Annotated in this window: 27 protein-coding genes and 1 tRNA gene; 16 read left to right on the top strand and 12 right to left on the bottom strand. The window is 49.4% G+C overall.

Annotated elements, in window-relative coordinates; all coding sequences use genetic code 11:
• The first annotated feature begins 240 nt into the window (after window positions 1-240).
• Window positions 241-3,264, top strand: a complete 3,024-nt coding sequence (locus H6F68_RS00835) for an EAL domain-containing protein (protein ID WP_190555793.1) — start codon at window positions 241-243, stop codon at window positions 3,262-3,264.
• A 29-nt stretch (window positions 3,265-3,293) separates the two neighbouring features.
• On the opposite strand, the gene H6F68_RS00830 is transcribed toward H6F68_RS00835, so the two are convergent.
• The 6 genes from H6F68_RS00830 to holA all read right to left on the bottom strand — a co-directional run bounded on the left by H6F68_RS00830 (window position 3,294) and on the right by holA (window position 9,652).
• Entirely contained in the window at window positions 3,294-3,761 is a 468-nt protein-coding gene (locus tag H6F68_RS00830) for a response regulator (RefSeq protein ID WP_199296007.1), read from the bottom strand.
• The gene (locus H6F68_RS00825) at window positions 3,758-6,262 is read right to left on the bottom strand and encodes an ATP-binding protein (protein ID WP_190555792.1); all 2,505 of its coding nucleotides are present in this window, start codon (window positions 6,260-6,262) and stop codon (window positions 3,758-3,760) included. The genes H6F68_RS00830 and H6F68_RS00825 overlap by 4 nt, the downstream gene beginning before the upstream one ends.
• 186 nt (window positions 6,263-6,448) lie before the next feature.
• The gene (locus H6F68_RS00820; RefSeq protein WP_242065287.1) at window positions 6,449-7,156 is read right to left on the bottom strand and encodes an urease accessory protein UreF; all 708 of its coding nucleotides are present in this window, start codon (window positions 7,154-7,156) and stop codon (window positions 6,449-6,451) included.
• Window positions 7,125-7,577, bottom strand: coding sequence for an urease accessory protein UreE (gene ureE, locus H6F68_RS00815; RefSeq protein ID WP_190553718.1), 453 nt, complete (start codon window positions 7,575-7,577; stop codon window positions 7,125-7,127). Before ureE ends, H6F68_RS00820 begins: the two co-directional genes overlap by 32 nt.
• 401 nt (window positions 7,578-7,978) lie before the next feature.
• Window positions 7,979-8,518, bottom strand: coding sequence for a DUF4168 domain-containing protein (locus tag H6F68_RS00810; RefSeq protein WP_199299839.1), 540 nt, complete (start codon window positions 8,516-8,518; stop codon window positions 7,979-7,981).
• Window positions 8,519-8,668: 150 nt separating this feature from the next.
• Window positions 8,669-9,652, bottom strand: a complete 984-nt coding sequence (gene holA / locus H6F68_RS00805; RefSeq protein WP_190555791.1) for a DNA polymerase III subunit delta — start codon at window positions 9,650-9,652, stop codon at window positions 8,669-8,671.
• A 33-nt stretch (window positions 9,653-9,685) separates the two neighbouring features.
• Here holA and H6F68_RS00800 point away from each other — a divergent pair, with 33 nt between their 5' ends.
• The 3 genes from H6F68_RS00800 to cbiE are packed head-to-tail and all read left to right on the top strand — an operon-like array spanning window position 9,686 to window position 12,491.
• On the top strand, window positions 9,686-10,474 hold the full coding sequence (locus tag H6F68_RS00800) for a DUF1868 domain-containing protein (protein ID WP_190555790.1): 789 nt from the start codon (window positions 9,686-9,688) through the stop codon (window positions 10,472-10,474).
• A gap of 32 nt (window positions 10,475-10,506) precedes the next feature.
• The gene (locus tag H6F68_RS00795) at window positions 10,507-11,196 is read left to right on the top strand and encodes a cobalt-precorrin-8X methylmutase (RefSeq protein ID WP_190555789.1); all 690 of its coding nucleotides are present in this window, start codon (window positions 10,507-10,509) and stop codon (window positions 11,194-11,196) included.
• 11 nt (window positions 11,197-11,207) lie between these two features.
• Entirely contained in the window at window positions 11,208-12,491 is a 1,284-nt protein-coding gene (gene cbiE, locus H6F68_RS00790; RefSeq protein ID WP_190555788.1) for a precorrin-6y C5,15-methyltransferase (decarboxylating) subunit CbiE, read from the top strand.
• Here cbiE and H6F68_RS00785 read toward each other — a convergent pair.
• On the bottom strand, window positions 12,488-13,366 hold the full coding sequence (locus H6F68_RS00785; protein WP_242065285.1) for a CPBP family intramembrane glutamic endopeptidase: 879 nt from the start codon (window positions 13,364-13,366) through the stop codon (window positions 12,488-12,490). The two genes, cbiE and H6F68_RS00785, sit on opposite strands and share 4 nt — an antisense overlap.
• A 349-nt stretch (window positions 13,367-13,715) precedes the next feature.
• Window positions 13,716-14,138: an AbrB family transcriptional regulator gene (locus tag H6F68_RS00780; protein WP_190555786.1), complete on the bottom strand. Its 423-nt coding sequence runs from the start codon at window positions 14,136-14,138 to the stop codon at window positions 13,716-13,718.
• A gap of 644 nt (window positions 14,139-14,782) precedes the next feature.
• Between H6F68_RS00780 and H6F68_RS00775 the strand changes: the two genes are divergently transcribed.
• Window positions 14,783-15,820: a succinate dehydrogenase/fumarate reductase iron-sulfur subunit gene (locus H6F68_RS00775; protein ID WP_190555785.1), complete on the top strand. Its 1,038-nt coding sequence runs from the start codon at window positions 14,783-14,785 to the stop codon at window positions 15,818-15,820.
• A gap of 25 nt (window positions 15,821-15,845) precedes the next feature.
• Window positions 15,846-16,049, top strand: a complete 204-nt coding sequence (locus H6F68_RS00770) for a chlorophyll a/b-binding protein (protein ID WP_190555784.1) — start codon at window positions 15,846-15,848, stop codon at window positions 16,047-16,049.
• 38 nt (window positions 16,050-16,087) lie between these two features.
• Here the strand turns inward: H6F68_RS00770 and H6F68_RS00765 are convergent, their stop codons facing one another.
• From H6F68_RS00765 to psbX, 3 genes are all read right to left on the bottom strand, one after another.
• Window positions 16,088-17,389: a chloride channel protein gene (locus H6F68_RS00765; RefSeq protein WP_313929990.1), complete on the bottom strand. Its 1,302-nt coding sequence runs from the start codon at window positions 17,387-17,389 to the stop codon at window positions 16,088-16,090.
• A 136-nt stretch (window positions 17,390-17,525) separates the two neighbouring features.
• Complete coding sequence (locus H6F68_RS29560) at window positions 17,526-18,323, bottom strand: Ycf66 family protein (protein WP_190555783.1); 798 nt, start codon at window positions 18,321-18,323, stop codon at window positions 17,526-17,528.
• A gap of 348 nt (window positions 18,324-18,671) precedes the next feature.
• Window positions 18,672-18,791, bottom strand: a complete 120-nt coding sequence (psbX, locus tag H6F68_RS00755; RefSeq protein WP_190432648.1) for a photosystem II reaction center X protein — start codon at window positions 18,789-18,791, stop codon at window positions 18,672-18,674.
• A gap of 253 nt (window positions 18,792-19,044) precedes the next feature.
• On the opposite strand from psbX, the gene H6F68_RS00750 reads away from it, so the two are divergent.
• On the top strand, window positions 19,045-19,332 hold the full coding sequence (locus H6F68_RS00750; RefSeq protein WP_190553727.1) for a YggT family protein: 288 nt from the start codon (window positions 19,045-19,047) through the stop codon (window positions 19,330-19,332).
• 133 nt (window positions 19,333-19,465) lie between these two features.
• Here the strand turns inward: H6F68_RS00750 and accC are convergent, their stop codons facing one another.
• A complete protein-coding gene (accC, locus tag H6F68_RS00745) occupies window positions 19,466-20,818 on the bottom strand; it encodes an acetyl-CoA carboxylase biotin carboxylase subunit (protein WP_190555782.1) in 1,353 nt (450 codons plus the stop codon).
• Between the two features lie 330 nt (window positions 20,819-21,148).
• On the opposite strand from accC, the gene H6F68_RS00740 reads away from it, so the two are divergent.
• From H6F68_RS00740 to H6F68_RS00700, 9 genes are all read left to right on the top strand, one after another.
• A tRNA-Leu gene (locus tag H6F68_RS00740) sits at window positions 21,149-21,230 on the top strand.
• Window positions 21,231-21,341: 111 nt separating this feature from the next.
• A complete protein-coding gene (locus H6F68_RS00735) occupies window positions 21,342-21,953 on the top strand; it encodes a chorismate lyase (RefSeq protein ID WP_190555781.1) in 612 nt (203 codons plus the stop codon).
• Between the two features lie 159 nt (window positions 21,954-22,112).
• Window positions 22,113-24,599, top strand: a complete 2,487-nt coding sequence (locus tag H6F68_RS00730; protein ID WP_190555780.1) for a dynamin-like GTPase family protein — start codon at window positions 22,113-22,115, stop codon at window positions 24,597-24,599.
• A 175-nt stretch (window positions 24,600-24,774) separates the two neighbouring features.
• Window positions 24,775-25,107 carry a KGK domain-containing protein gene (locus tag H6F68_RS00725; RefSeq protein ID WP_190555779.1) on the top strand — a complete coding sequence of 111 codons (333 nt, stop codon included), beginning with the start codon at window positions 24,775-24,777 and terminating at the stop codon, window positions 25,105-25,107.
• 7 nt (window positions 25,108-25,114) lie between these two features.
• Window positions 25,115-25,510: a KGK domain-containing protein gene (locus H6F68_RS00720; RefSeq protein ID WP_190555778.1), complete on the top strand. Its 396-nt coding sequence runs from the start codon at window positions 25,115-25,117 to the stop codon at window positions 25,508-25,510.
• 74 nt (window positions 25,511-25,584) lie between these two features.
• On the top strand, window positions 25,585-25,965 hold the full coding sequence (locus H6F68_RS00715) for a KGK domain-containing protein (RefSeq protein WP_190555777.1): 381 nt from the start codon (window positions 25,585-25,587) through the stop codon (window positions 25,963-25,965).
• Window positions 25,966-25,996: 31 nt separating this feature from the next.
• Complete coding sequence (locus tag H6F68_RS00710) at window positions 25,997-26,302, top strand: KGK domain-containing protein (RefSeq protein WP_190555776.1); 306 nt, start codon at window positions 25,997-25,999, stop codon at window positions 26,300-26,302.
• A 3-nt stretch (window positions 26,303-26,305) separates the two neighbouring features.
• Complete coding sequence (locus H6F68_RS00705) at window positions 26,306-26,638, top strand: KGK domain-containing protein (protein WP_190555775.1); 333 nt, start codon at window positions 26,306-26,308, stop codon at window positions 26,636-26,638.
• Window positions 26,639-26,662: 24 nt separating this feature from the next.
• Window positions 26,663-26,908 carry an HNH endonuclease gene (locus H6F68_RS00700; protein WP_190553735.1) on the top strand — a complete coding sequence of 82 codons (246 nt, stop codon included), beginning with the start codon at window positions 26,663-26,665 and terminating at the stop codon, window positions 26,906-26,908.
• Window positions 26,909-26,922: the final 14 nt, after the last annotated feature.

The following is a 26,922-nucleotide window of genomic DNA, read 5'->3' as shown; positions in this document are numbered from 1 at the left end:
ATAAATTAAATCTTTAGTCTAAGTATTTTCTGTCGTTGCGAATTGTGACTGCACTCAGTCAGAAATGGCTGAAGAACTTCTGAGGCGCATTAAATTTTGCAGCACGAATTCTAATCTCAATCCTCCGGCATCAAAAATTTAAGATCAGGGCACATTTATGTGTATGAGAGCAAAATTTGGGCAATGTCGGTAACCGACCAAAACTTTAAGATAAGGTTAATTTGTATATTAGATAACCATATGTATCAGTACCCCATCAAAGTGCTGTTGGTTGAAGATGACGAGGACGACTACGTACTCACGCGATCGCTCCTCTCAGAAATCGAGGGTGATAAGTTTACCCTGGAATGGGTCCAGACCTATGAAGCGGCGCTGACTATGATGGGGCAGCATCGGCATAATATCTATTTAATTGACTACCGCTTAGGGCTTCATGATGGCCTAGAGCTGTTGCAGGCGGCGATCGCTCAAGGTTGCCACGCTCCTATTATCCTGCTCACCGGACAAGGTGATCAAGAAATTGATCTAGCGGCGATGCAAGCGGGTGCGGCGGACTATCTGGTGAAAGGTCGAATTGATGCTGCTTTATTAGAGCGAGCCATTCGTTACGCGATTGAGCGGAAGCGCACCCTAGAAGCACTCCGAGCCAGCGAGTCGCGTCTGGAAGGAATTTTAGCTTCCCTCGAAGATGTAGTTTGGTCGATTTCAGCTACAACCTTTGAGACCATCTATATTAGTCCTGCCGCTGCCGCGCTCTACGGTCGTCCTGTAGCGGAGTTTTACCAAAATCCCCGGCTGTGGCTGGAAGTGGTGCATCCAGAGGATTTGGAGCAGGTCGAAGCCGCATCAGAGCATCTACTCAAAGTGGGTTTCAAGAATTTAGAGTACCGAATTCTCCAGCCTACAGGTGGAGTCCGCTGGATTCATGACCGGGCGCATGTAGTCTATGACGGAGGCAGCCAAGGCGATCGCATTGATGGCATGGCCATTGACATTACCGAGGCAAAGCAAGCCGAAGCCTCCCTCAAGGCAATTGTCCGAGAGAACAGCCAGTTGGCTTCTGCGATCGCCAATATGACGATTGGGGTGGTGATTACGGACCCCAACCTGCCCGAAAACCCAATTATTTTTGCCAATCCCGGATTTACCAAGATGACAGGCTACACCCCTGAGGAAGTCTTGGGCCGTAATTGTCGGTTCTTGCAAGGCGCTGACACCAATCCAGTTCATGTCGATGAGATGCGGCATGCGATCGCGACCCATCGCTCCATTACGCAGGTGTTGCTGAACTATCGCAAAGATGGCACCCCCTTCTGGAACGAACTCACCATCAATCCAGTGTTTGATGCCGATGGCAAACTGATCAACTTCATTGGCTTGCAAAATGATGTGACTGGCCGCAGGCAAGCCGAAGCAGCCCTACGAGAAAGCCAAGAGCGCTACGCCCTGGCAGTTCAGGGAGCCAACGATGGCTTGTGGGATTGGAATCTAAAAACCAATGAAATTTACTTTTCCCCCCGTTGGAAATCGATGTTGGGTCATCAAGAAGATGAAATTGGCAGTTGCCCAGAAGAGTGGCTGCATCGAGTTCATCCCGAGGATGTAGAGCGCTTGAAGGCTCAGATCGATCTGCACCTAGAAGGGCTGTCACCCCATTTTGAAAGCGAGCATCGGATGCAGCATCAAGATGGTTCCTATCGTTGGATGCTGAGCCGAGGACTAGCTGTGCGGGATGCCGATGGCAAGATTTCGCGCATGGCGGGGTCTCAAACCGATGTCACCAATCGCAAGCAAGTTGAAAAACAACTTCTGCATGACGCCTTCCATGATGTCTTGACAGGGCTTCCCAACCGCGCCCTGTTTATGGATCGCTTGGGTCTGTCGATCGAGCGCTCGAAGCGGCCAGGGAATAACTTGTTTGCCGTCCTCTTCCTAGATCTAGACCGCTTTAAGGTAATTAATGACAGCTTGGGCCACATGATTGGCGACCAACTGTTGATTTCGATCGCTCGTCGTCTGGAGGCTTGTCTGCGGGGAGGAGATACCGTGGCTCGCTTGGGTGGAGACGAGTTCACCATTCTGCTAGACGATATTAGCGATCTCGATGACGCAACTCGGATTGCCAACCGCATTCATCACGCCCTCCAGTCTCCCTTCAATCTGCAAGGCCAGGAAGTTTTCACCTCGGTCAGTATTGGCATTGCTTTAAGTGAAACTGGGTATGACTGGCCGGAAGATTTGCTGCGAGATGCCGACACTGCCATGTATCGGGCCAAATCTCTGGGCCGCGCCTGCCACAAAGTGTTCGATCGCACCATGCACTTGCGAGCCGTAGAGTTGCTCCATCTAGAAACCGATTTGCGCCGGGCGATCGAGCGGCAAGAACTGCGGCTGCATTACCAACCCATTGTCTCCCTCACTACGGGTAGAATTCACGGCTTTGAAGCCTTGATTCGCTGGCAGCATCCAGAGCGCGGTTTAATGTCGCCCGCCGAATTTATTCCGGTAGCTGAAGAAACAGGATTGATCGTTCCTGTGGGGCTTTGGGTGTTGCGTGAAGCTTGTCAGCAAGCGCAAAAGTGGCAAAAACAGTTCTCTACCAGTTTCCCTCTCACCATGAGCGTGAATTTGTCTGGAAAGCAATTTTCGCAGCCCGACTTGATTGGGCAAATTGAGCAGATTTTGCAAGCCACCGCTTTGGATGCGCGGAGCTTGAAGCTGGAAATTACGGAAAGCGTGATGATGGAGAACGCTGAATCTGCCACTAAAATGCTGCTGAGGCTCAAAGCCTTGGGTGTGCAACTACACATTGATGACTTTGGCACTGGCTACTCATCGCTGAGCTATCTGCATCGCTTTCCCATTGATCAACTCAAAATCGATCGTTCGTTTGTGAAGCGCCTGGGAGCCGATGATGAAAGTGCCGAAATTGTGCGGGCGATCGTGACCCTGGCGCATAACCTAGGAATCCATGTGACTGCGGAAGGAGTGGAAACCGCCGAACAACTGACGCAACTGCGGGCTTTGGAATGTGAATACGGCCAAGGCTACTTCTTCTTCCAACCCCTGACGGAGGCAGTTGTAGAGAAACTGATTTTGACGGAGCAGCAATGGTCTGAAAGTTGTGAATGTCTAACTTCTGAGTTGGGACAAACCACCCACCGCGATCCAGCCTTGTGCCGATCGGCAAATTTAGCGTTACCTGGAATCAATCCCGAAGTGCTACGAGTCAACCCAGAAGCAGTGCCAAAGCCCTCTATCTAACGCTGTTGCCCAATCCTAGCTGGTGCAGCTCAGTCTTCTGAGGGCAACTCGACAATTTCAAACCAATATCGGCCCAGAATTTTCATCACTTCTACCAACGACTCAAAAGTAACAGGCTTAGTAATGTAAGAGTTGGCTCCTAAGTCGTAGGTGCGATAAATATCTTCCTCGGCTTGAGAGGTCGTGAGAACTACAACGGGGATTTGGCGCAGTTCTGGATCAGCTTTAATCTCTTGCAACGCTTCTCGACCATCTTTGCGCGGCATGTTGAGGTCTAGCAAAATTAAACCCGGACGCGGCGACTGAGTTTGGGAGTCAAACTTACCCCGATGGTAAAGATAGTCCAGCAGCTCCTCTCCGTCTTGAACAAAATGGAGATTATTTGCGAGGCGACATTCTTCTAGAGCTTCACGCGCCAGCATGCGATCGTCTTCATCATCGTCGGCCATCAAAATGGTGATGGGTTTACCAGGGAGGTTGCTAGCACCTTGCTTCATAGAGTTTGTTGAATCGGGAGGGTGACAATAAAGGTGGTGCCTTGGCCCAGGCTACTTTTAGCCGTAATATTACCTCGGTGGCGTTCAGCAATTTTGCGACAAATGGCGAGGCCTACCCCAGTCCCTTCATAGTCGCTGCGGCTATGCAATCGCTGAAACACAGTAAAGATGCGATCGAGGTACTTTTCATCAAACCCAATGCCATTATCTGTGACGAAAATTTGACAGAACCGACTATTAGGAGCCTGAAGCGGGGTTGGTGAGTCGGCAGCCTCTAGGAGCTGAGCTGAAATGCTGACAATCGGACGGCGATCGCTTTGATGAAACTTCAGGGCGTTACTAATCAGATTTTGGAATAATTGCCGCATCTGCAAGGGATCAGCTTCTATCGTCGGTAAATAGTCAGCTTCGATACATCCGCCAACTCGCTGGATCTGCACTTCGATATCAGATAAAACTTCTTGGACGATGGTGCCGAGGTCTACAGGAATGAAGGGCTGGGCTTTAGTCGTCACTCGTGAGAAGGCTAACAAATCGTTGATCAGCGTTTGCATCCGCTGAGCGGCATTTTGCATTCGCTCTAGATAGTCTTTACCTTCGGGAGGCAGAGAATCAGCACATTTCAGCTTCAAGCGATCGCCAAACGCTTGGATTTTGCGGAGCGGCTCTTGGAGGTCGTGGGAAGCGACAGAGGCAAAATCTTGCAGCTCTCGGTTGCTTTGCTCTAACTTAGCTACCAGTGTTCCCAGTTCCTTTTCAGCTTTGCGGCGTTCACTAATTTCTTCCGCCAGTTCAGTGTTAATGGCGACGAGTTGCTGGGTACGCTCCTGCACTCGCTGCTCTAGCAGTTCATTGGCGCTTTTGATTTCCCAAAATTTTTGAGTGAGGCTCGCCGCCATCGACTGAAAATTTTGCACCAGCGAATCTAACTCGGTTACAGAGCTACGCGGCCACCGAGTCAACTCGCTCTCCAGCAACCTGTAAGGCAAATTGGTTGTAACGTCAGCAAGTTTTGAGAGGGGATTGATTAAGCTCTGACTGATCAAGGTGGCAAAGATTAAGCCTGTTCCGGAAATGAGTAATAAGATGGTCAAATTTTGGGTATGGACTTGCTCAATCCGGTGAACTTGAGGTTTAGCAGGTAGTTCTACAATCAAGGTCCAAGGCAGTTGGGGGGCGATCGGAGTTTCTTGCACAAAGAACGAATTGCTCCACCGCACCATGACTAAAGGACTGCCAAGGACAGGAAACCACTGGTAGGTTCTAGGCCCAATCGCTTGCACTTCTCCTTGCTGCTTCCGATTGAACTGTGGTGTGGCGACTCGACTGGCATCCGTGCTAGCAACCACGCTCTGAGCTGCATCCACTAAGGTCACCTGGAGTCCTTGCTCGGTCACATGCGATCGAATCATGGCACCCACCCCAGTGTCAGCATCAATTTCACCCAGGACAAACCCAGAGAGAACGCCATGCTGCTGAATGGGAGCACAGAGCCAAAGGTGAATGCTGCCGGGGGTTTGTTGCTGATCGCTAAGGGTGAAAAGCTGAGGCTGAGATGTAGCCTGAAGCTGGCTGAGCGACAGCGTGGGGGGCAGAGCAGAATAGGTGGTTTCTACTTGAGCTGTAGCGCTGAGCGTGCTCAGAATCGGTATGCCTGTCCGATCTACTACCGACAAATTAACAAAGTCAGGGAAAATATCTTGCGTGAGTTCCAAGCTTTGCCGCAAAGCTGGAGTCGTAGCGTCAAAAGGAGTGCGGGCAGCCAGTTGGGCTAGCTGTGTTACCGCGGTGAGGCGCTGGTTGTACCAAGCTCGGACCTCAACCACCAGATTAGTAGAAGCAACGCTTAATTCCGTAGCAGATGAGGTTCTGATGTTATCCATGACTTGGCGGCCATCTAGAACCATCAGCATCAGGGTGGGGAAGAAAACGAAGGCAACTAATAAATTGAGGAGGGTTTGTTGGAGAGAGAGGGTGCTAATGGCTTGGGGGCGACCGACCCAGCGATGAATCGGTAAGTGAGTCAGTATCAAGTTGGCAATTAAGGCATTGAAAATACCATTGGCGGGCTGCTTCAGCAGAATGATGGTGGTTTGAATAGCATCCAACTGTAAGAGGCTGCCGTAAAACAACCAAACCAACGGCATGCCAATCAGTATCCAGAAGAGAGCGTCCAGTAAGACGATGTTTTGCTGCCGTCGATGAAAGAAGATGCCTACAAATAAAGCTTCAGCAGTAAACGTGATGATGGAATAGGGATGGTGCCAAAGGATATAGGTGCAAAGACTAGCCACAAAAGCGGCAACAGTGCCCCAGATGGTGCCATATAGACAAACCACCATCCAAGTAGCAATGCTGCCAAACAAAAAGTCGATATTGAAGAAAAAAGACCACCGCCAATAGTTGCCGAGGTAGCCCGCAATCACCAAAAAGAGGAGTCCCAGGATGCCTCGATAACGGATCGCCCATCGTTTCAAATAGGAAAGTTTGTGCAGATCCATAGCTCCTACCTTGTCGTCCTACAGAGTTGAGGAGAGTCGGCAGCGTTAGCCCCAGCAGACAGCTACATCAGCTCATATCCACTTAGTAATTCCTAATCTTGTTGAATTTGTACCTAGTCTTAGCTAATCGTTACTAGTGATCACAAGGAATTACTGGTTACACAAAGTTGTGACTTGGAAGAACTTCTAGCTGCGAAAGAGACGGCTGTACTGCACTTCATGCGCCATGCTGGCGATCGCTAGGCCCCAGCCACAACTGCATAAATCCTCATCCTTCAAGACTAAAATTGCCCCTGTGGCATCACTCAAACAACTCTGTAGCTCCACTAAAAGTCGCTGACCCGCCGTTTGTCCTAAGGGAATTAGTTTGACGCCTGCATTCATCAGGTTGGTGGCCCAACTGTGGAGATAGCCTAAAATTGCTGCTTCGGGGTCAATCTGCCAACTGGCAGCGGCAATGCCAAAGGCGATCGCGAAATTACAAGGTTCGCCACAGGCCTGAATTACAGGTGCTAAATTCGGCTGGAGTTCTTGAAGTAAGCGGCCTAAAGAGTAGCCCATCTGCCAGCTTTGTTGGCGCAGTTCTTCTGTTTCTCTGCTGGCTGAGAGCCAAGCGTTCCAATGACGCAGGGCAGGGCGATCGCCAGCTTGGGTGGCCTGATAGGCGCGGATCATGAGCGCTGCTTCGAGGCGAATGGCACCCACTTGCAACTCCTGTTGTAGCCAGTGTTCTAGACTCAGTTTGTCTTTAATGATGCCTGCCTCTACGAGTGCTTCCAGACCTTCTGAGTAACTGTAGGCTCCTACAGGTAAAGCAGAACTAGCTAGTTGGAGCAAACTCAGTAGTGCTTGAGGTTGCAGACTAATGGGCATGGCTAGGTCCACTGTGCCCATAAGCGCCAACTTCTGGTTGAAAGGCCGCGATTTCTGCGCTTACCTGTAATCCCAGATGCTCCAGCATCGATTGGAGGACTGGATCGGGAGAGAGACGCAGATAATCCGTCGTGATCTCTAAAGCAACATGACGATTTCCTAGGTGGTAGGCTGCTCGCAGAAGCTCTAGAGAAGTCTGCGCTTTCACGGTCAAGACGGGTTCAGGTTTAGCGGCAATCCGCACCAAGACATCCCCAGTTTCGGCTTGCAGCAGATCTCCATGATGTAGCACTGTGCCGCGCGGCAACTGCAATCGCACGCTCTGCCCCGCTTCTGTGGCAAGTTGATAGCGGCTGCGGGCACGCTCCTCGGCGGTGAGGGCTAGGGTGAGATCAACGGCGATCGCAACATCAGCAGATAAACGGTGGGTCAACGTCAGCATGACTCAGAACAGTGTTTCCAGGAGATCAACCTCACTCCTGCTTACTATAAACCGCTAGGTTGATTGCTTTGAGCCGTTGCCCTCATTTTTTCGGGGTGGTACAAAGTCAATCGAGATCCGGTTAATCGACATTCTGACTGATCAAAAAATGCCGCCTCTATGACAGAGAACAGCATTTTAAGTCTCAAATTGATGCAGTTATCAACCAGGTTTATCTTAAGGATTTCTGAAGCAGGTGGAAGGGCTAAATTTTGGCTGGGAGGGGATTGGGACTTCAGGCCAGCCTCGATCCCCTCTCTAAAGATTGTTCATCTTCGGCGCTACATCTAAACCATCAACTGGGTGAACATTTGCCGTTCTGAAGTCATGCAGCAGAGGTGAGTTTTGTTGCTGCTCAAAATTTATCTAGATGGCTTTTGTAGCTCCAATAATTCCGCTTGAACTCGCTTCTCTAGATTTGGATCACTCTGAACATTCACGGTAATGGCGTTGAATTTGTCGATCGTCAGGCCGTTGCTCTCAACAATTTTTTTAGATTTGTTGCAGTACTCAACTGCAATTCCGCGAACGTTTTGGGCCAATCCTTGTAAGCTTTTGGGTCTATGACAAGCGATCGCCGGAATGCCGCTAGAGCCGACAAGTTTTTTAATGTCTCTGTAAGAGACCTGGCGCACTTCTTCTACCGCCAACACAGCGCGAGCGTAACTTTTGAGTTCTGCTGCACTGGGTGCCGCTTGAGCCACAGCAGCCGTACTAAACATTTGCTCTGGAGAGCGCTCTGATAAGCTAGGAACCCAGCCAGAAGCAAGGCCAACAGCGGCTAAGAAACCAATCGCGAAGGACTGTGAAACCAGTTGCATCCGAGGCTGTTGCAGTTTAGCAGTCAAGGTACGAAGCATTTGAGGGTGAAATGGCACGAGGGAACGGCAAGAGTTCATCATAATCCGATGTGACAGAACAAAAACTAGAACAATCCCAAATCTATTCTTGTTGAACTATTTTATATAGGCTAAGTTCCAGGTGTGGGATAGACATTTGAGCAATGTTGCCTCCTCACAAACCAGACAATTAAACCCAATGGATGGCATCGCTTAGCGCTGGTAAATTTGACAAAGTTCAACCACTTTAGTTTGTAGAGTGGTAAGCTCTTCTGCGCCTTGCTTAAGGCTCAGTTCTAATTCCAACAATAGGGGCAATGTTTGCTGGAGTTGCTGAGAGGACAGGCTGCGCACTTCTTGTTGGAGAAAATAAATCCGTTTGGGATTGCTGACTTCGGCGGCTTGAGCGATCGCCCGCTCATCGCGTTCCCCAGCTTCCTGCATCAATTTGACCCACAACCAAGTGCGAAACTGGCCGATCAAAGTCGCTACAACCCGCAGCGCTGGTTCATTGTGACTGAGGAGACCTGCCACGAGTTCCAACGCTTCACCGACTTGGCCTTGGCGGATCGCGGCTGCCAATTGCAGACTGTTTTGAGTATTAACCACAACCAATCTGGCTACGACCTCTGCCTCTAGGGGTTGAGAGCGATCGCCCGCATAGAGCCGTAATTTTTCTAATTCACTATAGAGTTGTCGGGAGTTGTTACCAACCGACTCTGCCAAAAGCTCCATGCTGGGCTGCGTTAGCGTCACCCCTACTGTTTGAGCCACTTGACGGACCTGGTGGAGCAGTTGATCTGTTTTCCAAGGCGGAATTGGCGAGAATTCCTTGATCTCGGCATATTTCTGGAGCAATTTGGTGGACTTGAGTCGTCCGTCTGGTTTGTTGCGGGCTGTCAGCAGCAACACCGAGGCGTCTGGGATGGCGGGTAAAGTGCGCTCTAGCTCTGCTAAAACGGTTTCTGGACATTGCTGCCCTAGGGTAGTGTTTTCGAGCCAAACTAACCGTTTCCCCATCCCAAACGGGGGTGTCATTGCTTGTGTGAGCGCCTGAAGAACGGCATTGCTCTGCTCTGCTGAAATCTTGTCGAAGTTAAAGCTGGTCCAATCTGGATCGAGGGTGCGATCGCGCAGGGTTGTAACAGCTTTTGCGATCGCAAAGTCATCTTCTCCCCAATAGAGGTAAATTGGCATACAGAGCACCTGAACGCGCGAGGCGATCGAGAGTTGGACGATAATTATCAAACTTATGTGAATCGAGTGCTACGGCTACCTCTGCCAGAGACTTATAAATCTCAATTGCAAAATATTCAAGAGTCTCCCAAGTTCCAACTGCAAGAAGTGGGAGGCGAGCGGCAGGCAGTAGCGTTTCCGGGTTACACCATAGTCACCCCGCCAGGGGGCGAAGAAACTGAAAATCAGGCTTTCTACGCTAATTTGCAGGCGCTCCAAGCGCAACTCCAGCAGCAGCTTGATCCTAATCTATTCGTGCCTTTGCCGCCGGACAGCTTCCACCTCACCGTGGCAGACCTGATTTGGGATCATGCCTATCGTGATGCGGCCAAAAATCCAGAGTTTGAGCAGCAACTCTGCGATCGCATGGCTCAGAGTTTTCAGCAGTACCAACGGATGCACCCGCAATCCCACCCCGTACGCTTACAAGCGGTAGGCTTAATTGTGATGCCACGAGCGATTGGAGTCGGCTTGGTTCCCAAGGAAGAAGTCGCCTACGAGCAGCTACTGCAACTCCGCCGAGCGATCTACCAAAATCCTGGCTTGATGGCTCTAGGAATCGAGCAGCAATATCACTTCACGGCCCATGTGACTCTAGGCTACTTTGGCAGCATTCCACCTGAGCTAGACCGCGATCGCCTCAGCGAGCAATTCACCCAGTTGAATCAGCAGTGGATCACAGGTGTGCCTCAGGAGATGTGGGCCTACCGCGCCGAACTCCGAAAATTTGATAACATGACACGCTATTATCGAGAACCGGATTGGCCCAGCCTCGAAATTTAGCCTTGTAATTTAGCCCTCTTACTGAGCTACCTATGAATTTGCCCATGCATCCCATCATGCAGCAGAGCTTTGCGGTGATTGACCAGGAAATCGGGGATCACAGCTTTAGCGTCGCTGAATATGCGATTGTGCGACGAGTGATTCATAGTACGGCTGACTTCGACTTCAAGCAACTGCTCTGGTTTAGCCCCGGAGCTATTGCTACTGCGATCGCGGTTCTCCAGCAGGGCTGCCCGATCATTACTGATGTCGGCATGGTGAAACAGGGTGTCGCTAATATGGTGGCGCAAACCTTCGGCAATCCATTGATCAGTGCGGTGGAGCAAGTGACAGAAGCTCTCCCTGGGAAAACTCGCACAGAAACTGGATTGCTTGAATGTTTGCAGCGGTTTCCCCAGGCGATCGTGGTGATTGGGAATGCCCCCACCGCCTTGCTAGCCCTCTGTCAGCAGCTACAGGCGCACTCAGGTACTGCTGGTTTATCGCCTGCCTTGGTGATTGGAGCCCCCGTTGGGTTTATTTCCGTGGTGGAGTCGAAAGCAGCGCTAGCCGCCACCCCCATCCCGCAGATTCGCGTCGAGGGTCGCAAAGGTGGTTCTCCGGTTGCAGCAGCGATCTTAAATGCTTTGCTGGTGTTGGCCTGGGGGCAACAGCCTGAACTGCTAGAACCAAACTGCGATCGCACCCTCTTGCCGACTCATTCGACTAACCAATCTCATTAATTAACGAGCCAATGACTCCCATCCATGTAGTCGGAATCGGCTTAGATGGAGCCGCTGGTCTCAGTCCTGCCGTTCAGAAAATAGTGGCTGAAGCAACGCTGCTAGTTGGAAGCGATCGCCATTTAAGTTATTTTCCAGAACACTCAGCCGAAAAACTGAAGCTGGGAGATTTCACCCAAGCGATCGCGACAATCCGCCAACATTTAGCCGCAACTGCAACCGCAACGCCTCTTCCTAGAATTGTGGTCTTGGCTTCAGGTGATCCCCTCTTTTTTGGCTTGGGACGGTTGCTGCTAGCCGAACTGCCAACCGAACAATTAACGTTTTATCCGCATCTCAGCTCTGTCCAACTTGCCTTTAATCGCGTCAAAATTCCCTGGCAAGATGCTCGCATTATTAGCGCCCACGGACGTTCCTTAGAGGAGCTAACTCAAGCCATTCAACAAGGTGTAGCCAAAATTGCTGTCTTAACAGACAACACTCATTCACCCGCCGCGATCGCCCAGCTGCTGCAAAGCCTCGACCTGCCCCAGCGCTATCAAGTTTGGGTGTGTGAGAACTTAGGTAGCCCTGAAGAACGAGTGCAAGCCTGGTCTCCAGAAGCGTTGCGATTGGAAGCCTTTGCTCCCCTGAATGTCGTGATTCTACTGCGCTCCGGAAGCCATACAGAACCTTTAGACCTCAAAACTTTACCCCTGCTCGGCCTGCCAGATTCAGCATTTATCAGCTTTAGCGATCGCCCCAACCTCATGACCAAGCGTGAGGTGCGGACTTTAGTGCTCGCCGAACTGGCACTCCAACCCGGACAGGTAATTTGGGATATTGGGGCAGGCACAGGCTCTGTCTCCATTGAGATCGCCCGTCTCATCCCAGATGCCCAAATTTACGCCATCGAAAAAACTGCGATCGGAGTTAGCCTAGTGCAACAAAACCGCGATCGTTTTCAGTTAGAAAATATCGTCGCTATCCACGGCCCCGCTCCCGCAGCATTGCATTCACTCCCCGCTCCCGATCGCATCTTTATTGGTGGCAGTGGCGGCAACCTGAGCCAGATTCTGGATGTCTGTGCAGCCCATTTAGCGCCTCAAGGTGTCTTGGTTCTAGCCTTAGCCACCCTGGAGCACTTGACTCAAGCCCTGGCTTGGCTAGAGCAGCAAAACGCCCCAGCTCAACCGCCAGCTTGGCAGCATCACCTACTACAAGTTCAACTCTCGCGGTCAGTCCCCGTCGGTCCTCTCACACGCTTCGCCCCTCTCAACCCAGTCACCTTAATCACTGTCAGTCGCATTGCTTAGTAGCGGTTGGCAATGAAGCCCCCAGCACCCAACCACCAAAGCCCTACCCCAGTTCCAACCAGAAACAATAGACCCATCACTCCTGCCAGTGGCTGCTGGCCTAACCCAGTCATCCAAGTTGGCCCCTTACCCGTATAAGCGATCGCCTGAGCCGCATCTAAGCTCGCAATGCCCCAAATCCACCCAGCATGTAAGCCACAAGCGAGTCCCAAACTGCCACCATCCACTTGGCGGGCCAGCACCAGCACCATGCCCATGAGCCAAAGTCCGGGTAATTGGGGAATATTCTCAGGCCCTTCCCAAACCAAGTGCAGGACCGCAAAAATGCTACTAGCGATCGCGCCTGCCAGCCAAAGCGAGTAGTCTTGCTGTAATTGATTCAGAAGAAATCCTCGAAAAATCAATTCTTCAGTCACACTCACCCAAATTCCTAATACCAGCGTTGGTAGCCAGATGCGCCAACTCCAGCTGCTAGTTTTGCCAGCTTCAGAAACAGAATTTTGTCGTGAAATTTGAGAGGATAGCGGCCACTGAACCCAACCTAAAGCTACTTGGAACCCAAACAAAACTGCTAAGCCTAAAACACCTAAAATCAGCCCTAATCCTAAAGAGCCGAAGAAAGCAGCCGTTCTAGTTAAGCCATAACCTGAGAAAGGCACTCCTTGAATTCGAGCAAACCCCCAGAGAATTAGAGGGGCAATTAGATAAAGGGGAGCGAGTAAAGGTAATTTTTGTGAGGGAGTAATGGGTTGAGGGGGTTGCCACTTGAGCGCGATCGCCAGTGGAATTCCCAAGGGCAACCAAACCACGACCCAAACGATAAAAAAAACAACTGCCTTAATGATTGCTGATGCTTCTATAAAAGACGAAATCATCAGGTGAGTTGCTTGATCTAACATAACTAGGGGCACGACGAAGAGAAACAATAGAACTTGGGAGTTCAGCGTTAGTGAGGAGCAAGGGCATGACAGGTAAATGTCTCAATCCATCGTTAAAAAGATGTATTTTTTAAGCTCATGAAGCTAACAGATTGGCAGAAATCTTAAATTTAATGACTTGTGCACTACCAATCCTGACGTTTCTCGATCCGCAACCCCAGGTCTGAGTGGCTTCATGTCATTGATTAATTGACACCTCAGACAGGGTTAAGCAGAAATTTACCTGTTAACTCCCGCGATCGCTCTATTAATTGTCTTCATGCCTGAAGCAAACTAGAAGAAGTATTTATTCCTCGTCTAGCTCCTCATCATCGACTGCCCTACCACCATTGCGATCGGCATCTACCTGAATCAGATGAATGTGTTTGTAACCAAGTTTGATTTCAAACTCATCACCTGGCTTTAATCCCATTGCCTGGGTGTAAGTTGCACCAATGACAATTTGGCCATTTTTGTGCACACTAACGCGATAGGTCGGTTCTCTACCACGGCCATCCTTAGAACCTTCAGGGCTTAAAGGAATACCCCTAGCAGCCAGAAGTGCATCATAGAAATCAGTCAAATTAACCCGAGTCTGGTCATTTTTTGTGACCGTGTAGTAACCGCAGCGCTTTGCCGTTTCCCGCCGAGGTAAGTGAGAAAGTTCTTTTACTTTTTGCAGTAGCGCTTTGCCCGTCAATGGGGCTGTTGGCGTTTCAGTTTCAGTCATCACTTTGCAAAATATCCTTTGCTCTCTAGGAGGGTAAATAAGAAATGCCAGTGTGTGGCTTTATAAAAAATATATCCTCTAATCTATATGTTTTGACAAGACTTTTACTAATTAGTTTTATCACTAATATTTGGAGGTTCACTTTACAGATTTTTGTGTCAATGCTTAACCTTTGCTCAGCCAAAATTTCTGATGACGAGTATTTTAGAAGATTTTATAATTGGATGCACGATTTCAATGGGCTGTCAACCTGAGAAGTGTTTATACAAGTTATGATCCCGACTCCTGCTTCTCCTCTGGAAGGCTCACTAGTCGCTCTAATTAGCAGGAAAGGACAGTTCGTCACAAACTTCTAAACTATGTTTTCTCAGGAAAATTTCATCTTTGCAATGTCGAATGCACATCGCCTAAAGCAGAAATTGCAAAGGTAAGGGTACTTTACGGATCATGATGCTGGTAAAGCACTGTTGGGGTCGCCTAGGTTAGAGAAGTTCAGGATTAAACTAGAGTTAGGGCAGGAAAGCTACTCATCAACAAAGTAGTGAACTGCAAGTGACGAAGCATGCGGAAATCTTCTTGCCCGAACTCTAAATTTCAGTGATTTCTTACTTTACCCTGCAAATTTCAAGGCTTCGGTTTTAAGCATGCAAGTTCTCTTTAAAGTAGACCGACAGAGCCAAAATGCTCCAGCTTGGGTGCAGACTTACACTCTTGATGTTGATCCTGGCATGACAATTCTTGATTGCTTAAATCGCATCAAATGGGAGCAAGACGGTAGTTTAGCTTTTCGGAAAAACTGTCGTAATACAATTTGTGGCAGTTGCTCAATGCGAATTAATGGCCGTTCGGCATTGGCTTGTAAAGAAAATGTGGGTCATGAATTAGCTCGACTGCAACAAATTGCCAGTACAGCAGCATTAAACTCCCAGCCTGCTGAGAGTTTGCCAGAAATTACGATCGCGCCGATGGGCAACATGCCTGTGGTGAAAGATTTAGTGGTCGATATGCAGAGCTTTTGGAGCAACCTAAAAGCTGTTGATCCCTACGTCAGTACTGCGGCTCGGCAAGTTCCAGAACGGGAGTTTTTGCAAACCCCGGCTGAGCGATCGCGCCTCGACCAAACGGGCAATTGCATTCTCTGTGGCGCTTGTTATTCCGAATGCAATGCCCGCACCGTCAATCCTGATTTTGTCGGCCCCCACGCCTTAGCCAAGGCTTACCGCACCCTGGCAGACTCTCGCGACGATCAAACCGCAGCGCGCCTTGACCAATACAACCAAGGGACGCAAGGCGTATGGGGTTGTACTCGCTGCTTTTTCTGCAACTCGGTCTGCCCGATGGACGTGGCTCCAATGGACCAGATTGGGAACATTAAGCGAGAAATTCTAGCCAACCCTTCTGTAGAGGATAGCCGCCCGATTCGGCACCGTCGCACCTTGGTTGATTTGGTGAAGCAAGGAGGCTGGGTAGATGAGCGCCAATTTGGTCTGCGGGTCGTAACCAACTCCTTCCGGGATCTCCAAGGTTTAGTCACGATGGGGAAACTGGGTTTACGGATGGTGCAGCGAGGCAAGTTTCCCTTTACGTTCCATGCTTCTGCTGGGGCTCCCCAAGTGCGATCGCTGATTGAGTCAGTGCAAAATTTAGCGGTAGAGTCAAAGCAGGCTAATTCCCAGCCCTAATCTGCTGATTCATCACATTCTTGCTATGAACGAAACAACTTCTACTCCCCCCCAGCCTACGGCCCCCCAAGCCACCCTAGACGCTGACAACCGTTTTGAGCCTGCCTTCGGTTGGACCTTCTATGCGGAGCAAATCAACGGGCGATTTGCCATGATCGGCTTTGTCGCCTTACTAATTTTGGAATTCTTTACGCATCAAGATTTTTGGACTTGGTTGGGCTTGCGATGAGCGGGGCTCGCTTACCTCTGGCTGCTCTGAGGAACCGCTTAGGGATGAGCTAACTCCTCACGATTGGTTTTGAGTTGTGAGGCAATCAAAGGAACCTTAGGAGCTAAGAAAAAGCCGATTAGACTAGCAAATAACACCGGGGTCAAGGTACTAACTCCGGTTAATTTTGCCAACAAGATCGCAGTACTGACCGGGGTGCGAGTGACAGCTGCATTCATGCCTGCCATCGTACAAATCATGGCTAGAACTGGATTGACACCTGGAACTAACAAGGCGATCGCTTTGCCAATACAGGTACCCGTAAAGAAAATAGGGATAATGAATCCGCCCCGCCAGCCTCCTGTGACTGTAATGCTAATAGCGGCCATCTTGGCGCAGGCTAAGGCCAAGAGGGCTGTCGCGGTGAATTCAGTGGTGATGACGACACTGAGTTCGTGGTGGCCAAAGAATCGGGTGAGGGGAAACAAAGTAGCGATCGCACCCAGTCCCAAACCTGCAATGGTCGTGCGGACGTAAATCGGTCCTCCTAAGTGGGCAAAGAACTGGTCACACAGCCGAAAAATGGTGATTAGCAGCCATCCTGCTGCTGCGCCAATAGCGCCATACAAAATAGCTAAAGCAAAATCGTCAATTTGGTCCAGGTTGTACTGGGGAAACTCCCAAGTTGGGGCCAAGCCTAAATGGGTGATCCCGGCGAACACAATGTAGCTAGCGCAACTAGCCACGATCGCTGGTAAAACCGCTTCGTAATACTCCGCTACGTGCTGATGGTGCAAGATTTCTAGGGCAAACATGGCACCACCCAAAGGCGCACCGAATAAAGCAGTAAAGCCAGAGGCCATGCCAACTAAGCTCATGGTGCGGAGGTTTTCGCCTTGTAGCTGCCAGCGATCGCCCAGCCACGTCCCGACTGACCCAGTTACTTGCACTAGCGGAGCCTCTGGACCCGCACTTCCCCCGCTGGCAATGCTTAAGAGAGAAGACAAAATCATGGCAGGATTACGGCGCATATCTAGGCGTCCGCCTTGAAAGTGAATATTGTCCACAATCACAGCAATTTCACCTGGATTGCCTAGCCAGTAAATCACCAAACCAATGAGCAAACCCGCCAGAGGCATGATCAATAGAAGCACGGGACCTGTGAAGACCTCTAGGGCATGGGTCAAGAGTTCTAAAACATTCCAGTAGAGTGCCGCAAAGAGACCCCCAGCCGCACCTACTGTCATCCATAGCAGTACCCAGCGAGACATGGTCAGGGGGTTGCGCTCACTCAGCTGAGCCAGCCAAGGTACTGCCCAATATGGCTTGGCTGCCCCTGTCGATCGCCGCTCAAATGGCACCGCTACTTCCTCCTGAAGAAACGCTTAAAAATGTTCAGTAGTAACCAAAATAGCGTGAAGCGGGAGCAGTATGGTGACGGCTCCCGCTTCAGGGCTGGTTGATTAGATTTAATTCAGGAATGCAAAACCCTGTTGCTTAATCGAAGTTGGAGGAGTTATCTCCTTCATCATCTGGAAAGTTAATGGGTTGGTAATCTACATAATCGCTCGGCTCCGCGTCTACGTTCGAGCGTCTTGAAGCACCCGAATTTTGCGGAGGACGAGGTCTACGAGTTTTTGGACCCCCATTGGTATCCCGATTGGCAGGACGAGAGGAGCCGTTACTGTTGGGGCGCGTTGGCCTTCTAGCAGGGCGATCGTCCAAATCCACTGAAGCGTCTGAAATGTCGCTGTCTTCAACGGGTCGGCTTTCTGGACGAGGGCGAGGTCTTCGGGAACGCTCTCCGGGACCTAGCCTCTCATCTCGGCTAGGACGAATGGGTTGACGACGAGGCAAATCATCTTCGTACTCATCTTCACGGGTCGCATAGCTGTCTCTGGAGCCGCGAATGCGCCGCCGATTGGCCCACTCTTCGTCGAATTGCGTTACGTCATCCAACTCAGCTTGATATACCCGACTCACGGGTCGCTCATCATCCACAATCGGAGTACTGCGTTTCGCTTGCTCAGTCGCAACACCCCGTAACCGAATGCTCTCTACAGCAAAGAAAATGGTTGTCCCGGCTAATAGAAACTGACCAAATTGTAGAATTGGGTCTTGTCGCCAGCCCTGGAAAAAGAGAATACCACCGCAAAGGAGCCCCACGGCGGCAAAGAAAATATCATGATCGCGGGCTAGACCTGGACGTACTGAGCGCAGAAAATAAAGCGCTGCTCCAGCGATAGCAAGAGCAATGCCCACCATGCTGCTCCAGCTAAGTCCGACGTTTACCATTGCCTTTCTCCTAAGTCAGTCCTATGTTAGCGAGTCTTGCTAAAAACCTCCGCCCTATGCTAGGTAAGCTGATTTTGGCTTGCCAGCGATCGCTGAGGGCTAACACTCGTAGGGTAGCGAACTTGTCTTGATTCTAGATTGGGTGCGATGTCGCACCAGATTGCACTAGTTATCTCTAAGGTAATCCATAGCTGAGCATAAAAAAACCTCAGTCTGTTAACGTCAGACAACTTAAAGTTGCCTCTAACAAGGCTGAGGTTGAAATAGGCTAGCTTGAACTGCTGAAGCAGTGTGAGGGAAGTTTCAAAAAATGCTTGAAATCTTAGCTTTACAAATTAGTTCAGCCAACTAAGAGCGCTGAATTTTATCTTTCTGACTGATGACGATCAGCCCTACGGTCGCGGGAATGACTACGATGGCAGCACCCCAAACCAGGCTCCATAAGAAATTAGCGAGTGAAGGAGTCATAGAGAGTCCTCGTCCTTGATTACAACCATGAGTTAGTTTTCATAATTGTAATGGTTTGTCATACCTTAGAGAAGTCATGCGCCGCTTTTAGCACTCTGCTCTGAGCAGTTTAAGAATGTGCCTAGAAGCAATTGGATCAGCTAGAAGCACTCTGGTGGGGGCGATCGCTGCCTCAGACATGCCCACCTACAGGTAGAATTAAGGAGTGAATTTAGTTACAAAGCTTAAAAATCCTCTACTCAACTCCGCGCTTATGACTTCTGCTGCACTTGCCACCTGGACGCTTGGCCCTTTATTGGGGTTGATGATCTTTTTATTTATCTTTCGGATTGTTCTAACTTGGTATCCCCAAGTTAATTTGAATCAGTTTCCCTTCAATGTAGTGGCTTGGCCCACCGAGCCTTTTTTGCTGCCTTTGAGAAAGCTCGTGCCACCGATTGGGGGAGTAGATATTACCCCGATTATTTGGGTGGGAATTTTTAGCTTGCTGCGCGAAATCTTGTTGGGCCAGCAAGGACTCGTGACCATGATGCTGCACTAGGAGTTCTGTAAACCTAGCCCTTGGGAAAGAGAACGATCGCTGCCCCAGAATAGCTTGGTCGAGACTTCGCATAGTCAACCGCTCTATCTGAGAAACGACCCAAGGGATTGAGCGTATGGAGTGGGGGTATCCATTACTTCGAGTTTTGCATTACATCAAGTACAAAGTTGGTGTAAACCTCGCCTCGGTTAAACTCTGGGGTTTCCAAAATTCGCTGATGGAAGCCGATGGTAGTGGGCAGGCCTGTCACGGCACACTCCCGTAATGCCCGTTTCATGCGTCTAATGGCAGCGGGGCGATCGGGTGCCCAAACAATCAACTTGCCAATCAAGGAGTCGTAGTAGGGCGGAATGTCATAGTCTGTATACACATGCGAGTCCATCCGCACTCCGGGTCCCCCTGGTGGCAAGTAACCACTGATGCGACCTGGGCTAGGGCGGAAGTTAAAGTCTGGATCTTCTGCGTTTACCCGACATTCGATCGCATGACCTTTGAGTACCACCTGCTCTTGGGTCAGTCTGAGTTTTTCCCCCTGAGCGATGCGAATTTGCTCCGCAATCAAATCGAGTCCAGTAATCATCTCTGTAACTGGATGCTCTACCTGAATGCGGGTATTCATTTCCATGAAGTAGAAATTCCCTGTTTGATCCAGGAGAAATTCAACCGTACCCGCTCCCACGTAATTAATCGATTGAGCTACCCGAACCGCTGCCGCTCCCATCTTCTCGCGGAGTTCTTGGCTCAGGGCAGGACTTGGTGCTTCTTCTAACAGCTTTTGGTGTCGGCGCTGAATGGAACAGTCGCGCTCGCCTAAATGGATGACATTGCCGTAACTATCAGCCAAAATTTGAAATTCAATATGGCGGGGTCGCTCAATAAATTTCTCTAGATAAACTCCACCGTTACCGAAGGCTGCCTCGGCTTCACCTTGGGCAGCCATGAACAGTTTGTTCAGCTCGCTTTCCTCAGGGACTAGTCGCATCCCCCGACCGCCACCTCCGGCAGTCGCCTTGATCATGACGGGATAGCCAATTTTGCGAGCGATCGCTAAGGCTTCTTGGTCATCTGTCAGCAGCCCATCGCTACCCGGAACCGTAGGCACACCAGCGCGCTGAGCCGTCTCCTTAGCAGTAGATTTGTCGCCCATCAAACGAATCGCTTCGGGTGAAGGCCCAATGAAGGCAATTTGATGATCCGCGCAGATCTCAGCAAAGCGGGCGTTCTCTGCTAAAAAGCCATAGCCTGGGTGGATGGCGGTGGCATTTCGAGTCAAAGCTGCCGCAATGATATTGGGGATGTTTAGGTAACTTTTGCCACTGGGTGGTTCGCCAATGCAAACAGCTTCATCTGCTAACTGCACATGGAGCGCATGGCGATCAACCGTAGAGTGAACCGCAACTGTCGCAATCCCCATTTCTTCACAAGTCCGGAGAATGCGGAGGGCGATTTCCCCTCGATTTGCAATCAGAATTTTTGAAAAAAGCATCTTCCAGCTTTAAGGTCAATAAATGAGTAAAATAAAGCTTTCTGAGGCGCTCTGGAAGACACCTTGACGGCGAAACCAAACCCAGGAACTTACACGAAAACCTCAGACCGGAAACTGATCGTATCACGCTGGGGTAGCTTAACTAAAGCGAAGTGCGCCTAGAACTTCAAGATAGAGTTGCATTTCCTTGATCTGTATTAGGTTGCGATCGCCTCTGAAGAAAATATTTCAGAGTTCTTCAAAATTTTGATCCAAAAGTCAGTTTATGAGCTATTCTAGGTAACCGGAGGAAATCAAGGGCATTTGCACCTTGGCAGCCTCTAAAACCACGCGGATGTGGTGGAATTGGTAGACACGCACGCTTGAGGGGCGTGTGGCTCACGCCTTGCGAGTTCGAGTCTCGCCATCCGCATATTTAACCATTCTGTGTTTTGGAGTTTCAGCTCTCTATTTCTTGATTCTTTGCCTCCTAAGCATTTCCTGTTTATGATCGGAGGAAGAATGAAAAGATTTGTAAAGAGCTTTGACTTCCACTATTAAACCTAACAAAAGCATTACTCTACCAGCGCCCTGGTACGCTTTAGATCCTCTCTGGCAGGATGAGGGCGTGGGCATTCAACAAGGATTGCCGCATGCTCAGTTAGCTCCTGCTTGGCAGATGCTTTTGTTGGGAGACGGTTCTCCGACCAAACATCTACAGTTGCTAACGGGTGAGCCTACTGAAGTAGATGTGATTGATATGTCCTTGATTGGTATGGACTCAGATGGAGCGCCCGCTCAAATCCAACTGATTCCAGGACCCCGTTTAAGGAGACAAGTTTGGTTGCGCACAGCTTCCGGGCAAAGACTGGCCTATGCGGCTTCTTGGTGGGAGGCGAGCCATGTAGACGAGTATCTGCAAAATCGCTCACTGCCGATTTGGGCGAGTTTGGCCCGCTTACGCACTGAGTTATATCGGGATGTGCAAGGAGTTTATTACGGTCATTCTGCAGTTTTAGAGTCTGCGTTTGAGCAAACTGGGCCTTTTTGGGGACGTCACTATTTGTTCTGGCATCATGGACAGCCGCTAACGCTGATCTATGAGGTGTTTTCGCCTTATTTACAGGGCTATTTGGGAGCTATGAAGCTGGACTAACTCCGTCCGGCGGTCTTGATTTTCTTGGTTACTAAGAGACGGATAACCGCCCGAAATGCAGGGTTATCCTGCGTCTGCTCGGCAAGGAATGGGAACTCTGGGGGTTGAGTTTAGAACTAGTCCGCGTTCACAGCAATTCCCTCTCCAGTACTTGCCACCATGACTCAAATGCCCCTCCAGTGTCAGAGCCTGCCAGATCAGGTTGATTCTCTGCTGCAACTGTTGCACCACGAACCGTCGCTCCGTACCCAGCAAGATATCACCGTCATTCAATCGTCCCTGAAAAAAGCGATCGCTCCTAAATTCCAGATCGTGTTTGCGGGGGCGTTTAGTGCCGGGAAGTCGATGTTGATCAACGCCCTGCTAGAACGCGAGTTGCTCTACAGCGCTGAAGGCCACGCCACCGGAACCGAGTGCTATGTCGAATATGCCGAGCCAGATCAGGAGCGAGTGGTGCTCACGTTTCTCAGTGAAGCCGAGATTCGGGAGCAGGCTCAGGCACTCTGCCAACGCTTAGGGCTAACGGCAGCGATCGCTATTGATCAGCCGGAAGTAATGGGTCTGCTGCACCAAGGCTGTCAGGCAATTATTCAGCAGGAAGGTGGCGAGAGTAAGTCAGAGCGGGCCAAGCAAGCCAAGGCGCTGGTTTTGCTGCTAGAAGGATTTGCCGCTAACCGCGATCGCCTGCACCCCACCAACCACGCCACCTACTCAATGGAGCAGTTCAACTTCTCCAGCCTCAAGGAAGCCGCCAGTTTTGCTCGCCGGGGTAGCAATAGCTCGGTTCTGAGGCGGATCGAATACTACTGCCATCACCCCCTGTTGCAAGATGGCAACGTGCTGGTGGACATGCCTGGAATTGATGCTCCGGTGAAAAAAGATGCCGAGCTGACTTACCGCAAAATTGAAGACTCCGATACGTCAGCCGTGGTTTGTGTCCTGAAACCTGCGGCAGCGGGAGACATGACCACCGAAGAAACCGAACTGCTAGAGAAGATGCGGAGTAACATCGGCATTCGCGATCGCGTCTTCTATGTGTTCAACCGCATTGACGAAACTTGGTACAACAGCCAACTGCGGCAACGGCTGGATGATTTGGTGTATGCCCAATTCCAAGATTCAAGCAGAGTCTACAAAACCAGCGGTTTGCTGGGCTTTTATGGTAGCCAGATTAAGCAAACTAGAGTCGGCGATCGCTTTGGCCTCGATTCTGTCTTTGCGGAGAGCATCAAGGGCTTGGATGGGCAGGAAGAAACGCCGCAGTTTGTGAATGAATTCAACCGTTACTGTGCCAACTCTGGCAAGTTGGCCTCCAGTCGCTTCCGCATTTCGGTCAACAGCTACGAAACACCCAACGAAAACTACGTGCGGATTCTGCAAGAGTCGGGCGCGCCTCTGGTGGAGCAGTTGATTCAAGACAGCGGCATTGAGGAATTCCGCACAGCGATCACCCGCTACCTCACCGAAGAAAAGCGCCCGCAACTGTTCGCTAACCTAGCCGATGATTTGCAACCGCTCTGTATTAATCTCCGCAATCACTATCTCGCAGCTCGGCGGGAGTTAGACAGCCAACCCCGCGCGATCGACGCGATGAAAGCTCGTGAACTGGAGCATCTAGGACATGAGCTGAAGCAAATAGGAGCGGACTTCTGTCAAGCGATCGCCCAGGAAGTGAATGCGATCGCCGGAGATGTGACCAACGCTATGTTCGAGGCAGCGTTCATCAGGCTGAAAGCCCGCATGGTCAGCCGTTTAGATGAGTTGCTGAATACGTTCTCTGTGGCGGATGCTTACAGTCGCGCCACGCTCAGCCATCCCCGCAATGCTACAGCGCCTCTGATGGCGATTTTAGTAGAAGCGTTCTATTACTTGGCGAATGAGCTAGAAACCGTTTTAGTCGAGGCATCTCAAGCGGTGGTTGTTGCCTTTTTCCAATACTTAACGGAGCAGGTTCGCAAGTCAGACTACTACCGCAAGCTTTACCGCTTATTGGGCAATGATGGCGGCATCGAGGCCCAACTGAAGCACCTAGAAGCCCAAGTCCGACACGCGATCGCGAACCAAGCTCGGATTGAGTGCGATCGCTATGTGCGCGAAACGCCGCAGTTTTTTGGTGATTCGCCGTTCTTCTTCCAGTTGCGCCAAACCTTGCAGCAAACGTCTCAAGGGTATGACTGCGAAAGTATGGCTGAGGCGGAACCTGCGATTCGTCAGTTGCTGAAGTTGGATTTTGAACCCAAAGTATCAGCCACAATTCGCCGCAATTTCCGCCAAACTCTCAACCAAACGCTGAAAACTCACCTGTTGCCAATGGCGGAGCAACAAGCGGATGCAATTTTCCAGCAATATGACCATGCTCGCGCTTATTTGGAGCAAACACTGGAGAAAGAAGCGGAAGAAAAAATCCTCCGCAATCAACGTCTTCTCACAGAAGTTGATCACAATATTGCGACTTATAACCAAGCCGTTGAAGCAATCAATAGCTGTTTACAAGCGATGCAATTACGCGATCGCCAACTTCCCTTTATCTCTACCCCTGACTTCGATCAAACGGTTCCTTCTGCTTACAACTCAGAAACTTTTGATTTCGGTTCAAGTAATGGGACTCAAACTAATGTGACTGAGACCAACGCTAATTTGGCTTAGGTGTAAAAGGCTCCCCTAGCCCTCAAATTTTGGGAGAACTAGATTCTTAGCCTTCCCTAAGTAGAGAACTGGACTCTTAGCTTCCCCCAATACTGGGGGACTGAGGGGGCCAGTGCGGGGTCTTAAATACTTTTTAGGTGATCTCTTCTAGGAACTTTTAGGAGCAATAAACTGCATGGAAAACCATAATTTTTCGTTTAGCTTCAGTGATGAAAGCGTAGTCGCATTTGGCTCTATTTTACATAAAGCAGGTAGATTTAGAGAAGCGTTAAAAGTCTTATTAACACGTGAAAATATATCACAAAAATCATCTCAGAATGAATTAAAGATATTTACGAAAGACTGGTTTGGGAATGGTATAGATTGCGAGGTTTTGGAGCTTGGTGATAAAGCCTGGAGAAAAGGGAAAATTAAAATCAAAGTCAGCATAGAATTTCATCCTGATGAGTCTGAAGCCACAGAATCACCACTTGATGATATTCGGCAAGCGATCGCTGAGGAAAACTAAAATTCCAATGGAAGATATAAGTAATCGATACAGCCTAAATGATTTTGACAGCAAGGATATTGTTTCTTTTGATTCTCGGTTGTTTAAGGTGGAGCAGTTAACAGAAGCCCTCAAAAATGCATTTAATTCAAGATATGTTGGCCCCTACCTATATGAAGCTTTGGCCCAACAGAATGTCCCAATTGATACCCGAAGTTTTAGCGATGCTTATCGCGAGGAATCCAATGAATGGTGGTTTAGTGAAGGAGGAAATTGTGAAGTTCTCAGACCTGGGCCTCAAGGCTGGCAGAAGGGGACAATTCGAATCAGAGTGAAAGTAGATTTAGAATTTTGTCCTGATGAACCAGAAAATGATCAGACAGAATCACCCCTGGATGATATTCGTCAAATGATTAATGAATAGTTGCTGCAAGCTGAATAATGTGCACACGACAAAAACTATCTTCTTCTCAATATCCATCTAACACAGAAATATCCATGAGTAATGATTTTCGGGAGCTTAATACTCAATCTCTTGATAAAGATGCTGCCCTAATGTTTTCTAGTTCTATGTTTAAGGTAGAAGAATTCTTGTCAAAGATTCAAGAAACATTTCCGCACCCTGGTTATCAAGCTTTTTCCACAGCCTTAAACCCTAAAGGAGGTATACCAGGAAGTTGGCGAGATTGGTTTAGCAAAGGAATAGATTGTGAAATCTTGCGAACTGATGCTAAAGGATGGAAAAAAGGAAAGCTTAGAATTAGGATAGCAGTTGAGTTCTGTCCTGATGAAGCAGAAGAAGTAACTGAAGGCATTGATTTATTAAATGAGCAAGTAAAATCGTCCCTGGATAATATTCGCCAGATGCAATCTCACTAATTTACATAAAGGAATCTAGGAACAGAAAAGAATGAATAATCAATTCCAAGTCTTGTCTGATACTGAAGTAATTTCTGTAGAAGAAGCTGACCAAATAGTAGTCTCTCATACGACTTTTAAGGCTGGTGAGTTTCTTGAGCTTTTGCAACGAGATTATTTATATTCTGATGAAACTGAAGGATGGTTGAATCAAGGTATTAGTTGTGGGGTTTTAAGCCCTTCTAAAGGTTGGCGAAAGGGTAAAGTCAAAATTAGCTTGGCTTTCTGTCCTGATGAAGTAGAATCACCGCTTGATGATATTCGTCAACAAATTTCAGAAAAAGGCGATCGCGATTAACTCATGGAAAATAGCGAGAAAAACAAATTTCAAGCCTTGAAATATGACGAAGTCCTTTCTATTGACTCCGAGGACATTTCGGACTATTTAGAATTGCCACGGACTCTCAGAGCGATTGAATTTATCGAAGCGATCGCCGAGAAATCTTTACCTTCCGATCAAGCAATTAGTGTCTTTGCTGAAGGCATGGAATGTGAAGCCTTAAAGTTTGATGGTCAAGGTTGGCGTAAAGGCAAAATCAGAGTCAGTTTGGAATTTCTTCCCGATGAAATGAAGTCACCCCTGGATGATATTCGTCAGGCGATTCCTAACGATGTTTGGCAGGACCATTCGTGAGCAACCAGCCGTAAGCACAACATTATGAGCAAAACTCCTCGCATTCGGATTCCGCCAGAAGTTCGGAAATATGTGTTTGAGCGCGATCGCTATCAATGCCGAAGCTGTGGGCAGACTCAATTAGAGGTGCATCTCAGTATTGACCACATTATTCCACTGGCGCGAGGTGGGTCTAACGACATTAGCAACCTGCAAACGCTCTGTCTGCCTTGCAATCATCAGAAACAGCATTATCTCGATCCGCGATTCCAGCGCCACTTCAACCTCTAGATTTTCCAGCAGAG

Source organism: Trichocoleus sp. FACHB-262, from assembly GCF_014696035.1.
Classification (GTDB): domain Bacteria; phylum Cyanobacteriota; class Cyanobacteriia; order FACHB-46; family FACHB-46; genus Trichocoleus.
The sequence above is the reverse complement of the archived record's forward strand: the minus strand, read 5'-3'. Positions and strand labels throughout refer to the sequence as shown.